The organism is Rothia sp. 27098_8_27 (genome assembly GCF_041432805.1).
Taxonomy (GTDB): Bacteria; Actinomycetota; Actinomycetes; order Actinomycetales; family Micrococcaceae; genus Rothia; species Rothia mucilaginosa.
Genome location: NZ_JAPWAJ010000001.1, coordinates 380,794 through 394,697, shown reverse-complemented (window position 1 = coordinate 394,697; position 13,904 = coordinate 380,794). Strand labels below are relative to the sequence as shown.

The 13,904-nt window shown below is 54.9% G+C and carries 7 protein-coding genes; all 7 read left to right on the top strand.

Annotation, left to right across the window (positions count from 1 at the left end):
• The first annotated feature begins 1 nt into the window (after position 1).
• Complete coding sequence (secF, locus tag O3675_RS01470) at positions 2-1,171, top strand: protein translocase subunit SecF (RefSeq protein ID WP_371570485.1); 1,170 nt, start codon at positions 2-4, stop codon at positions 1,169-1,171.
• 294 nt (positions 1,172-1,465) lie between these two features.
• Positions 1,466-3,943 carry a bifunctional (p)ppGpp synthetase/guanosine-3',5'-bis(diphosphate) 3'-pyrophosphohydrolase gene (locus O3675_RS01465; RefSeq protein WP_371570483.1) on the top strand — a complete coding sequence of 826 codons (2,478 nt, stop codon included), beginning with the start codon at positions 1,466-1,468 and terminating at the stop codon, positions 3,941-3,943.
• 579 nt (positions 3,944-4,522) lie between these two features.
• Positions 4,523-4,771, top strand: a complete 249-nt coding sequence (locus tag O3675_RS01460) for a hypothetical protein (RefSeq protein WP_371570481.1) — start codon at positions 4,523-4,525, stop codon at positions 4,769-4,771.
• A 147-nt stretch (positions 4,772-4,918) separates the two neighbouring features.
• On the top strand, positions 4,919-7,954 hold the full coding sequence (locus O3675_RS01455; protein ID WP_371570479.1) for an SNF2-related protein: 3,036 nt from the start codon (positions 4,919-4,921) through the stop codon (positions 7,952-7,954).
• Between the two features lie 311 nt (positions 7,955-8,265).
• On the top strand, positions 8,266-8,454 hold the full coding sequence (locus O3675_RS01450; RefSeq protein WP_371570477.1) for a hypothetical protein: 189 nt from the start codon (positions 8,266-8,268) through the stop codon (positions 8,452-8,454).
• Positions 8,451-10,334, top strand: a complete 1,884-nt coding sequence (locus tag O3675_RS01445) for a site-specific DNA-methyltransferase (protein WP_371570474.1) — start codon at positions 8,451-8,453, stop codon at positions 10,332-10,334. Before O3675_RS01450 ends, O3675_RS01445 begins: the two co-directional genes overlap by 4 nt.
• A 187-nt stretch (positions 10,335-10,521) precedes the next feature.
• On the top strand, positions 10,522-13,824 hold the full coding sequence (locus tag O3675_RS01440; protein ID WP_371570471.1) for a DEAD/DEAH box helicase family protein: 3,303 nt from the start codon (positions 10,522-10,524) through the stop codon (positions 13,822-13,824).
• The last annotated feature ends 80 nt before the right edge of the window (positions 13,825-13,904 follow it).

Sequence of the window (13,904 nt, the reverse complement as noted above, 5' to 3'; positions counted from 1 at the left end):
CATGGCTACCGATGTGAAACCTAATGCTTTTGCCCGCTTCGGTAATGACCTGCATTCGGGTGCCCGCTCGTACCCCTTCGTGGGTAAGCGCCGCCTGTGGCTGGTGCTGGCTACTGTGCTGATGGCGGTTTCGGTTCTGATTCCGGCTGTTGGTGGCGGCTTCAACCTGGGTATTGATTTCCGTGGCGGTTCGGAGTTCGTGGTCTCGAAGACCGCGCACGTTGATACTGCTACGGGTGAGCGCATTATTCACGAGAAGGCGAAGGACGCTTCGGATGTTCGCGTAACCAATATTGCGCCGGGTACGATTCGTGCCCAGATGAGCAAGCTCAGCGATGATGAGACTCTGCAGGTGAAGGCGGCTCTGCAGGAGGGTTACGGCGTCTCTGAGAATGACGTGACCTCTTCGTTTGTGGGCCCGACCTGGGGTGCGGATGTGACCCGTCAGGCGTTCTGGGGTCTGGTTGCGTTTGTGGTGCTTGCGCTGATTGGTATGGCGTTCTACTTCCGTACCTGGAAGATGTCGTTGGCGTCTATTGCGGGTCTGTTCTTCACCGTGGTGGTGACGGTTGGCCTGTACGCAGCGTTCGGCTTCGAGATTACTCCGAGTGCGATTATTGGTTTCTTGACGATTCTGAGCTACTCGCTGTACGACTCGGTGGTGGTGTTCGATAAGATCCGCGAGAACACCGAGGATGTGCTGGAACGCCGCGACACGACCTTTGCCGAGCAGATTAACCTGGCGGTGAACCAGACCCTGGTCCGTTCGATTAACACCGCTATTGTGGGTGTTCTGCCGGTGGGCGCGATCCTGTTCATCGGCGCGTTCATCCTGGGTGCAGGTACTCTGCAGGACCTGTCCCTGTCGCTGTTCGTGGGTATTCTGGTGGGCATGTTCGGTACGCTGTTCGTATCTGCTCCGCTGTATGCTTCGCTGCGTTTGGGTGAGCCCCAGATTCGTGAGCACACCGCGAAGGTGGAGAGCGGCAACTTCAAGGACGCTGAGGATGCTGACGATGCTGAGGGTGATTCTTCGGAGGAGCCCGCCGAGGCTGCGAAGTCTGAGGAGTCTGCTGACAAGGCGACCGAGGACGAGAAGGCAGCCGAGAAGCCCGCTAAGAAGCCGGCACGTGCAACCATTGAGATTCACCGCGTGAACCTGAACGGTTAGCCAGCGTTCCGCCAGCGCTACTGGCGTTGCTAACGATAGGGGAGTCGATACCGAAAGGTGTCGGCTCCCCTTTAGCGTGCCCGTGCATCCACCCGGATATTCGCTCAGAAAACGCGCTCGGGTGTGTTAAAACGTCGCATAGTTTGGCGCGTTCCAGACCGCTGGGTAGGATAAGAAGTGAAGATACTGTGCGCTCGCGTTTGAGCCTGCTGATGGCTGGTTTGGCCGGTATAGCCCTCAATGATGAGGAACCTGAGTGTGCGGCTGATTATCTTGAGCCCGAAGGAGCCTGGAATGAGTGCAGAACCTGCCGTGAACGCTAACGCTGAGAATCCCGCAGGGACCGCCGAGAAGCCTGCGGTTCGGCCCGCTGGCCCGATTCCTCTGCCTGAAACTGATTCGTCTGATGCGAAGAGGAAGCGCGGCTCGCACCGTGTTATGGCTGCTAGCGGGCGTGTGCCTAACCGCCTCGTTTTTGGTGGCCGCAGCAGCACGATGGAAGCCTCCGACTCGCACGGCGGTACCATCCGTTTCTCCCCGATGATTGCGCCGGTCGTGCGTGCCGTGCGCCGCTACCACCCGGATGAGGACATTCAGGTGCTGCAGCGCGCCTACGAGGTGGCGAACCGCTGCCACGAGGGTCAGAAGCGTAAGAGTGGCGACCCGTACATCACCCACCCGGTCGCTGTGACCGCGATTCTTGCGGAGATGGGCGCGACCGGCCCCGTGCTCGCCGCCGGCCTGCTGCACGACACGGTGGAAGACACCGACTACACGATGGAGCAGCTCACCGAAGAGTTCGGTGAGGAGGTCGCCTACCTGGTCGACGGCGTGACCAAGCTGGACAAGATGACCTACGGCGAGAACGCCTCCATCGAGACGATTCGCAAGCTCGTGCTGTCCATGAGCAAGGACATCCGCGTGCTGCTCATCAAGCTTGCCGACCGCCTGCACAACGCCCGCACCTGGCGCTTTGTGCCGCAGGCCTCTGCCGCGAAGAAGGCAGAAGAAACCCTGAAAATTTATGCGCCGCTCGCGCACCGCCTGGGCCTGAACACGATCAAGTGGGAGCTGGAGGACCTGTCCTTCGCCGCCATGAGCCCGGAAATTTACGCCGAAATGGTGCGCATGGTCGGCGAACGCACCCCCGCGCTCGAAAAGTTCCTGAACGAGGCGCGCACCAAGATTACGGAGCGTCTGAAAGAGGTGGGCATCGACGCGACCGTGACGGGCCGCCCGAAGCACTACTACTCGATTCATCAGAAGATGAAGACGAAGGGCCGCAGCTTCGACGAGATTAACGACATCCTTGCCGTGCGCATCATGGTTGAGGAAGAAGCGGAATGCTACACCGTGCTCGGCCACGTGCTGTCCCTGTGGCCGTCGATGACTGGCCGTTTCAAGGACTACATTAAGAACCCAAAGAACAACAACTACCAGTCGCTGCACCTGACCGTGTACGGTCCGGGCAACCTGCCGCTTGAGATTCAGATCCGCACCTACAAGATGCACGAAGAGGCTGAGTATGGCGTGGCGGCGCACTGGCGCTACAAGGCGGCATCGCGCGGCGAGAAGGTCGCGGCTCGTGGCGGCGCGCCCGCGAAGGACCCGAAGGAGCCGGGCACCCAGACCTCGGCGATGATGAACGTCGGCATCCTGCAGTCCATTGCCGAGATTTCGAACTCCAACCCGGAGTCGGAGAAGTTCTACGAGTCGCTCGCTGACACCCTCGACACCGACGAAATCGTCGTACTCACCCCCAACGGTGAGGCGATCGCCCTGCCCAACGGCTCCACCCCCGTGGACTTCGCCTACGCCATCCACAGTGAGGTCGGCGACCGCACCGTTGGCGCGAAGGTCAACGGCCGCCTCGTGCCGCTGCACACTGTCCTGCCTACCGGCGCGACCGTGGAGATTATGACCACGAAGAACGAAGACGCCGGACCCAGCGAGGACTGGCTGAAGTTCGTTCGCTCCTCACGCGCTCGCACGAAGATCCGCCAGTACTTCGCGAAGGAACGCCGCCTGGAGGCGCTACTCGCCGGCCGCGAGATGCTCACCAAGAGCATGCGCAACAGTGAGCTGCCGCTACAGAAGATGATGAGCCCGGAGATTATGACTCAGGTGGCTCAGCTGCTGCATAAGAACGATGTGGCGTCGCTGTACCGTGCGATTGGTGAGCACGAGATTGCGCCGAAGCAGGTCATTGACACCCTGGTTGAGGTGCACCGCGGCGACGAGCCGGCACCCGAGGTTGAGGTCAGTGACTTTGATGAGACGCTGCTGAAGTCGACCCGCAAGGCGATTGGCGATAACGGTGTGATTGTGCCGGGTGCTGAGGGTGTGCTGACGAAGATTGCGCGTTGCTGCACCCCGGTCCCGCCGGATGACATTATCGGCATTGTGACCCGCTACAACGGCATTTCGGTGCACCGCCGTGACTGCCCGAACATGCGTAACGCTGACGAGGAGCCGCGCGTGACCACGGTTGAGTGGGCGTCTTCGCCGTCCGCTACGTACCGTGTGCAGATTCAGGTGGAGGCGTTGGACCGTAAGGGCCTGCTGAGCGACCTGATTCGTGCGATCTCTGAGTCGGGCGTGAACATCCTGGATGCGCGCGTGCACACTTCGGAGGATCGTACCGTGGTGGACCGCTTCGCCCTGGAGCTGGGTGACCGCTTCATGCTGGAGCACGTGCTGAACGTGGTCCGTAACGTGACGGGCGTGTACAAGGCGTACCGCCTGACCGGCGCGAAACCCTCGGAGGCGTAGGCTCTTTCATTCGCTGACTTACGCTGAGAAGCCACATGTGTTTCGAAAAGCCACTTCTTTGGTGGCTTCTCGAAACACATGTGGCTTCTCGCCGTTTGTAGGGGAGGGGCGGGGGCCTTTCGATAGGTTAGTGTCTTCGCCGTGGGTCTTTAACCCGCAGTGAAGACACTAACCTATCGAAACAACCAGTGGCTCGGCGATGACGAACCAGCGTACGCGTTTTTCTCCTCTTAGGCATAATGGGTGTAGCGGCAAGGGCTGCCGCCACATACACGAAAAGGTTTATGTATGGTCAATTCTTATACGTCCGGTTTCCTAAATTTCTTGAGTCACGAGCATAACCCTCTAAGGACGCACTCTTAGGGGGAAATCAACTAGCCGGGGAAGTAATCAGCTTGGTGGTAGTTAGAGCGTAGAGCGTGTAGACGGTAATAAGTATTCCCGTAATAGTTGCAAATTTATCGCAATAGCTGTGTTCTCGTGCTTATCTTGTCAGGGGTTCCATATATTTTGAGTGTATGGAGCAAGGGCATAGCTCCATGGGGTCTGTTATCTGAGCGAACCGAAGGAGAGATACTCATGGACCTGAGCGGTTACTACACCGGTGATGATTTTCGCGAGTTCTACGCAGGGCAGGACGCCTCAAATATTGACGATTTCTTCACTGAGAATGGTGAGTTTCTGATGGACCGGCTTCCTGAGCTGACGGAGCATGAGGCTTTGGCTCAGATTCGTTTTTGTGATTCTTGTGCGGCTTTGTGTCAGAGCGGTTACGCTTTGGATGAGGCTGAGGAGGCTCTCCGGGATATCTACACTCTGGCCGTTTGAACCCCGGGCTGTTTGAACCTGTTCTTTCTAGATTCAGAGCTGAGTCTAGCGTTTGTTTTTCTTTCTTTATGGGGCTGTAGGCTTCATATATTTTCTGTTTTCTATCCGTTTTTTCTATCCGCTTCTGGCGATCTGAAAGGTACTGTTGTGACGACCATTAACGATTATCAGGCTAAGTTTTATGCGCATGAGTTGCGCCGTAGCTATGCCGATAATGAGCTGGGTAAGCTGACGAGCCTGCTGTTTGATGCGCAGGTTGAGCCTAAGCCTCATCAGATTGATGCTGCTCTTTTTGCTTTGCAGTCTCCTCATATGAAGGGCGCTATTCTCGCTGATGAGGTTGGTCTGGGTAAGACCATTGAGGCTGGCATTGTGATTACTCAGTTTTGGTCTGAGCGTCGCCGCAATATTTTGATTGTGGCGCCGGCGTCGTTGCGTCAGCAGTGGAAGCAGGAGCTGTGGGATAAGTTCATGATTCCTGCGACTCTGGTTGATTCTAAGAATGCAAAGACTGTGATTGATGAGGCTCGTCAGGGTGAGCCGTCTGTCTTGGTCTGCTCGTACCAGTTCATGAAGAGCTTTGAGAAGCGTCTGGCTTCGTTGCCGTGGAATCTGATGGTGCTGGATGAAGCCCACTACCTGAGGAATTTCTACTTGCCGGGTAAGAAGCAGCCGAAGACTGCTTTGGCGGCTTCTAAGGTTGCTAAGTCAGCGCAGAAGGTTCTTCTGCTGACGGCTACTCCTTTGCACAATAAGCTGGAGGAGCTGTACGGCTTGGTGTCTGTGATTGATCCTGGGTTCTTTGATAGCTTGAAGGCGTTCCGTGCTCGCTACACTAACGTATCTGATGAGTTGTCTTACGAAGAGGCAATGGAAGATTTGCGTGAGCGTTTGAATATGCTGTTGAAGCGTCATCTGCGTCAGGACGTGAACCTGTACGTGCGTTACACGAACCGTGGTACTGAGACGTTTAAGTTTGAGCCGACGGAGCAGGAGAAGCAGCTGTATGAGATGGTGCAGTCGTTTGTTCATAACTCTACGTTTATGCGTATGTCGCCGGCGCGTAGTCTGATGACTATCCAGCTGTTTAAGCGTTTGGGTTCTTCGACGTTTGCGGCAGCGACGACTCTTGATTCTATGGCTAAGCGTTTGCAGAGTATTGCTTCGGCTGATGTTTTGACGGAGAAGGAGGTTGCTGCGGCTTCTCGTTCGTTTGCGGCTGTTGGGGCTGATGCTGATGGTGCAGAGGTTCTTGGTACCGACTCTGCCGGTACCGATTGCACCGCTACTGGTCCTACTAGCACCAGTTTTGTGTGTACTACGCCTGATGTGGATAGGGGCCCTTCGGATGACGAATGGCTGTTGAAGCTGTCGGATGATTCGGATAGCTTCTCGGACCGCGTTCTGACGGAGCATGAGATGGAGGAGCTTCGTAAGGAGTCCGCAGAATTGTCGCGTGTGGCGAAGTTTGCGGCGTCTATTAGGGAGAACGCGAAGGCCTACAAGTTGCTGGAGGCGTTGGAACGCGGCTTCGAGAGTATGCGTGCTATTGGTGCTCCGGAGAAGGCCATTATTTTTACGGAGTCGACCCGCACTCAGGATTACTTGAAGCAGGTTCTGACTACGGCTGGTTATGGTGATGAGCTGGTGCTGTTCAATGGTTCGAATGCCTCGAAGGAGCAGCGCAAGATTTACCGTGAGTGGCTGAAGGAGCATGAGGGTAGTGACCTTGTGACTGGTGTTCAGGCCGCTGATACGCGTAAGGCGCTGGTTGATAAGTTCCGTAATTCGGCTCGCATTATGATTGCGACGGAGGCTGCGGGTGAGGGTATTAACCTGCAGTTCTGTTCCCTGTTGGTGAATTATGATTTGCCGTGGAACCCGCAGCGTGTGGAGCAGCGTATTGGTCGTGTTCATCGTTATGGCCAGAAGCATGATGTTTTGGTGATTAACTTCTTGAACACTGAGAATGTGGCGGAATCGCGCGTGCTGTCTCTGTTGACTGATAAGTTCCAGATTTTCACGGGTGTTTTTGGCGCAAGTAATGAGATTCTTGGTGCTATCGCTTATGGTGCTGATTTTGATAGGAAGATTGGTGCTATTTTTGCGAATGCTAAGACGGCTGAGGAGATTGAGGAGGCATTCCGTGAGCTTGAGGAAGAGAATGCTGAACTGATCGCTGAGGGTATGCGTGAGACGAGCTCTAAGGTGTTTGAGAACCTGGACGCGAATGTTCAGGATAAGCTCAAGCATTACGATGAGGGTTCGCGTGAGCTGTTGGGTGTTTTTGAGCGTCTGCTGATGGAGTTGACGAAGCACGAGCTGGCTGACTTGGCTGATTTTGCGGATGATTCGCGTCGTTTTGTTTTGCGTGAAGTGCCTGCTCATGATGATGCTGAGAACGGCGATATTGTCCCTGGCACGTATGCGCTCAAGGAGGATTCGGATAATCACACTCGCCAGTATCGTTTTGATTCGCCGCTGGGTCGTTTTGTGGTGGATTCGGCGTTGAACCGTGAGACTCCGCAGCGTGAGCTGGTGTTCTCTGTGTCGGCTTCGGAGCGTCCTTCGAAGTACGCGCAGTCGTTGGTAGGTACTTCGGGTGAGTTGAGCCTGCGTGAGGCGACCTATACGGCATCGGTTGAGGGTCAGTTGGTGCAGGAGTCGTATCTGGTTGCTGGTGGTTTCACTGATTCGGGTGAGCCGCTGTCTGCTGATGATGTGAATGATTTGATGTCTTTGCGTTGCGTGAGTGAACACCCGATTGCGGGGTTGATGTTTGCGGATCGTATGGAATCTCAGATTCAGGAGCAGATGGAACGCCTGGCTACTGAGGTGAATGAGCGTAATGGCCGTTTCTTGGAGGATTTGTGGCAGATTCAGGATGCTCGTGCGCAGGATATTCGTGCGGAGGCTGAAGCGGAGAAGCTGGAGTTGCTGAGGAAGGAACGTCAGCTGGCTGTTGCATCTAGGCGTGAGGCTGACCTGTCGAAGCGTATGCAGATGCGTGTGGAGGCTCGAAAGCTGAATAAGCAGGTAAGTGAAGTGGAGCGTAGGATGCAGCAGAGGCTTGCCGATTTTGATGTGTACATGGAGGACACCCTGGATCGCATGAGGAAGTCTAAGGACGCGACGAGTTCGGTTCAGGACCTGTTCACGATTCGTTGGCGTGTTGAGCAGTAAGTAGGCTCTTTGCGGGTTGGAAGGCGGCTCGGTATAGGTGACCATGCCGGGCCGCCTTTTTGATGGTTTCGTTGGACAGTGTGGCGGTTATGTCGGAAACTAGAAGGGTACATTTTAGACGGTATGTCCCAAACCGAAATCTTTGTGTTGGCCTATCTTTGTAGTGTGCTGAATCGAAGAGTTTTAGGGCTCTGGCATGGGGATAGAGTTGTTCCTGTGACGGTCAGCTAGTCAATGTTGAGACTGGGCGGCAGCGAGTAGGTGCCGTGTTTTTATGGTTTGAGGCATATGTGATGGAAGGCTTATCAACGATGAGTGAAGTATCTGAATTCAGCAGTGTTCCGTTGTCTTCTCCGGATATGAGGGTGCGGTTGTGGGAACAGTTGCAGGTTTCGGCTCCGGAAGTTTTTGCCGATGGCAAGCTGAATGTGGAGGCTCTGCAGAACCTTCTGGGTGATGAGAATCTGGCGGGGGGGGGGGTGCTGAGAAGTTTGGCTTGACCTGGCCGGGTAAGCGTGAGGCGCAGCGTGTGGCGCAGTTGCCGACGTCTGCTGCTATTCATCCGCAGTTTTCGGATTCGGTGGATTGGGAATCGACCCGCAATGTGTTTATTGAGGGTGAGAACCTGGAGACTCTGAAGGCTTTGCGTGCGGCGTACCGTGGCAAGGTGAAGATGGTGTACATCGATCCGCCGTATAACACGGGTCATGATTTTGTGTATTCTGATCGTTTTGCGCAGACAGTGCGTGAGTACGAGTTTGAAACTGGTGCTCGTGATGCTGAGGGTGCGCTGAAGGCGGGTACGGCTTTTGAGAAGAACGCGGCGACTTCGGGTGCTTTCCACTCGAACTGGTTGAGCATGATGTACCCGCGCCTGGTATTGGCTCGTGAACTGCTTGCTGAGGATGGAGCAATTTTCGTTTCTATTGACAGTGGCGAGGTAGCACATCTTCGACAGGTTATCGATGAAATTTTTGGTGAATATAATTTCATTGGTGATTTCGTGTGGGCTGCTGGGCGTAAGAATGATTCAAAGTACATTTCACAGTCCCATGAGTACATTCTTTGCTATGCAAGGAATCTGTCTTATTTGAAGAGCAATAATATTGTTTGGAGGGTCAAGAAAAAGGGGCTTGAAGAAATCTATAAGAAGGTAGAGGTTCTTCAAAAGATGCACCCCGGAGATTTTGAAACCCAGACTAAGGAAATTCGTAAATGGTATAAGTCTCTTCCTGACGGAGATGAAGCTAAGCGCCATAAGCACTATAACTCGCTGGATGAAAATGGCATCTACTTTGGCGATAATATTTCGTGGCCTAATGGTGGAGGCCCCAAGTACGAAGTGCTCCACCCGGTAACGGGGAGGCCTGTAAAGGTGCCGTCTGGTGGTTGGAGGTTTCAGGAAAATGAATTCAAAAGGAAGCAAGAACAAGGAGGGATTTATTTCGGCCCGGATGAAACCACTGTTCCCAAGGTAAAAAGGTATCTAAAAGACACTGAGTTTGAAGCACTTTACAGTGTTATGTATCAGGACGGTCGAGCTGCAACTAAACGCCTTAAAGATTTAATGGGCGAAAAGGTATTCGACTACCCCAAGGACGAGACTGTTCTTGCAGATTTTATTCGCATGGTTACCTCTGGAAACGATTTGATTATTGATTTCTTTGCTGGTTCAGGATCCTTGGCTCATGCGGCAATGATTGTTAATGCTCAGGACGGCGAAAATAGGAGGACTATTTCTATTCAGATTCCTGAACGGGTGAAATCCACTAAGGGTTCTGAGGGCAATAAATTCTCGACAATTTCAGAGATTACTCGCGAACGCATTCGCCGTGCGGGCCAGCAGGTACGCGAAGAATACGCCGAGCAGATTGCCCAGCGCTCCGAGGACACCCCCCTCGATACCGGTTTCCGTGCCTTCACCCTGGGGGAGAGCTGCTTCAAGAGCTGGAAGATTGACAGCAGCATCGGCGCCGACAACCTGGACATGCTCTTCAACGAGCTAGGCGACAGCCTCAAGCCCGGCGCCGAAGCCCACCAGGTCCTCTTCGAGCTCCTGCTCAAAGCAGGCTACCGCCTGGACGAAACCATCGTCCCCTTCTCCTTCGGGTACAAGGAATTCTTCGCCATCGCGGCCGGCGTGCTGGCATTCACGCGCCCGCCCACCGAAGACGCTGCAACCATCCCCAGCCTCGAAGACTGGGAAAAGGCCATCAGCAAATTCCACGAAATCTACGGCTACGAACCCGTCCAGCTGCTCATGATTGAAGACGCGCTCTCCAACGAGAACAACTACGCCAACGTAGACAGCCTCAAACTGAACCTGGTGCAGCTCGCCAAGCAGCACGGCATCAACCGCGAAGACGTACTCTTCGCCTAGAAGCACCAGCGCACAGCTGAATAGGTTCCTCACGCGGACCCCGCAGAACAACCCGGCGGCGGTGAAAACACACCGCAAATCACCGCCGCCGAGGGTTCTCCCAAGAACCCGCAACCCCCGAACCACTTCAGCGACCACACTTATAGCGAACAAACTCCGAAAGACCCCTGCCCGAAAGAGTACTGTCATGCCTCACCCCGACCCTCAGGTCCCCACACCCAACCCCTTATACCGCGGCGCAGCAAGCCCCTCCACCAGCCCCACACCCCAGCGTAAAGGCTTCGTCTTCGACCCCTCACAGAAGCACCAGATGCGTGCCATTGACTCCACCGTGGCGCTCTTCGAAGGGCAGATGAAACACACCGGAACCAGCCGCAACATCATCCCCGCAGGTGCTGCCGCTGAAGAAGACTCCCTTTTCGCAGCACGCGCCGCCGGCGTCGTATACAACCAGCTCGACCTCGACCGTGAAGCCCTTTTCAACAACCTCATTAAGGTGCAGGAGAGCAACTACCTCGAGCATAGTGCGGAGCTCATAGTAGAAGATGGTATACCCCACTACGACATCGAAATGGAAACCGGCACCGGTAAAACCTACGTCTACCTGCGCAGCATCCTCGAACTTGCCAAGAACTACGGGTTCACCAAGTTCGTTATTGTCGTACCCTCCGTAGCGATTCGTGAAGGCGTCAAGACCAGCATCAACTCCATGCGCTCGCACTTTGAGAACCTATACCTGCAGCACGGCGTGTCCCTCCGCGAAACCTTCTACAGGGGCGACACCCCCGAAGCGGTCTACTCCTTCGCAACCGGTATCGGCGTCGAGGTTCTCATCACCACTATCAGCGCACTCAACACCACCAAAAAAGATGACCGTATCATCTATCGGGAACGCGATAGCCTCAACGGTCTGGCGCCCATCGACTACATTCGTGCTACCCGCCCCGTCGTCATCCTCGACGAACCGCAACGCATGAAAAGCAACAATAGTACCATCGCAATTTCAGAGCTTAACCCCCTTGCTGTCCTGCGTTACAGCGCTACCCACGATAAGGTCCGCAACCTCGTCTACCGCCTCGACCCGGTAGACGCCATGCAACAGAACCTTGTCAAGAAGATTTCCGTCGCTGAAGTCCTCATCGATGGCATGCCTACTACCCCTTACATTCGTTTTGCTTCTGTTGACGAGAAAAAGAGGCCCCTCAAAGCCATCCTAGAATTGGCCACAATAACTAAGCAGGGTGGCATCAAAAGCAAAGAAATTCCCTTCAAACAGGGTGAAGCTTTGGCGAATAAAGCCAAAAATGAGGCCTATGGTGACATTGCCATCAACCACATCAGTGTGGAGTACGGGGAAGAAAATGCCTTCATTGAACTGAGCGCCATCGAAGGTAAAAACCTGCTCCGTCCTGGCGAATCCCTCGGCGATGAAAACATGGACCAGGTGCACCGCGCCATGATTCGTGAAACCATTCGTCAGCATCTCAAGAAGGAATACATACTGCAGAAGGAAGGCGTTAAGGTTCTTTCGCTCTTCTTCATCTATAGCGTGCGCAGCTACCTGGGCGACGGAACCAATAACCTTGACGCCAACGGCGACTTCGCCCGCTGGTTCGATGAAATCTACGTTGAAGAAGTCGAACGCCTCGAGCAAATGACCGGAATCAGTAACTTCTGCTCGCACGACCCCCTGACTGCCCGCAGTGCTTACTTCGCACAGCTCAAAGCCAAGCGCGGCCAGACCCAGGGCGAATACGTGGACTCCACCGGTAAGAAGGAAGACGACGACGCCTACGAGCTCATCATGCAGGACAAAGAACGCTTGCTCAGCCACGAAGAACCCGTACGCTTCATCTTCAGCCACTCGGCACTCCGCGAAGGCTGGGACAACCCCAACATCTTCCAGATTTGCGTGCTCCGCACCATGAACACCGCGATGGAACGTCGCCAGACCATCGGCCGCGGCCTGCGCCTGCCCGTCAGCGTCAAGAACGGAACCCTCACGCGAATCTCTGACCCGAATCTCGCACGCCTGACCGTCATCGCCAATGAGTCCTACCGCGACTTCGCTGACTCCCTGCAGCGCGAATACCGCGAAGCCGGCGTGAGCATCGGACGTGTGCGCCGCACCGACTTTGCAGGCATCACAAACCACACCGACAGTGCAACCGAAGGCCAGACCCTCGGAGTTGCTCAGTCCGGTGAAATTTTTGATGCCCTCGTCAAGAACAGAATGCTCACGCAGGACGGCGAACCGACCAAGCAGTTCACCCCGAATCAGCTCGATTTCAGTCTCGGACTGCCCGAAGAATACGCACCCTACGAAGACGAAATCATCCAGATTCTCGTAAACAACCAGACCATCACCAAGTTCGTCGAAAACGAGAAGAAACGCGGCACCCGAAAGTTCAACCCGAACTTCCCCTACGAGCTCTTCAGCGAGCTCTGGGAACGCATCGCCGTTGACACCAGCTACCGTGTTCACCTTGACTCAAAGGATATTGCAGACATCGCAGTAACCCGCCTCAAGGAAGCCGCAAAATACATTCAGCCCCTGCAGATTCGTATCGCAGAATCAAACCTTGAGATACGACGCTCAGGCGTTAAAACCGGCATGGGCGAAGTAAAGGCAAGCCCCGCTTCGGTACACCTGGACCATCACTACCCCCTGCCGGACATCGTCGCGGAACTGCAGAAAGCAACCGACCTCTCCCGCAAGACCATCATCGACGTGCTCAAAGGATCCGAAACCTTGGACACGTTTATCAACAACCCGGGCGAGTACATTGTTGCTGCCCGCAAGATTCTGCAGAGCGTTGTTGAAGAGGTCGCTGTCTCGAGCGCCGTCTTCCGCCCGCGCATCGTTGACGACGAAACCTACATGGAGAAAACCGGATACGAACCGCGCTACAACGCTGCACTCGACCAGAACGAAAACAGCGACAACCTCTGGAAGAGCATCAGCGGGGGAGGCGAATACCTCACCGAAGGTGTGGCAATGCCCATCATCCCAACCGACGACATCTTCAACCAGCTGCGCGGCGACCTGAGCGACTACCCCCTGGACAAGCTCTACAAAGTGTCACAGCCCGAAAAGACGGACTACGACTACCTGGTGCTGGACTCAGACGTGGAACGCCAGTTCGCGCAGAAGCTTGAATCAAGCTCCGCCGTCAAGTTCTTCATGAAGCTCCCCTCGAACTTCAAGATCGACACCCCCAGTGGCAAGTACAACCCCGACTGGGCGTACGTTCTTGAAGATGAAGACGGAGAGAAGACCTTCTGCGTTGTGGAAACGAAGAGCACCCACAACGAGGCAGAACGTCGCGCCGGTGAGAACCAGAAGATTAAGGTTGGTGAGAACCACTACGGAGCAGTCAACCGCTTGATTCTTAGCGCAAAATACTCTTCTAACGGATCCAGCCTGAAAATCTTGCCGAAGGTTATCTACGGGGTGAAGACCCACAAGGATTCTCCTATTCCCCGGTAGCCGGTAATTATCCCGCCCAGGGGTAATCTGCTCAGAGGTAATCCGCCCAGAAGCCACATGTGTTTCGAAAAGCCACTTCT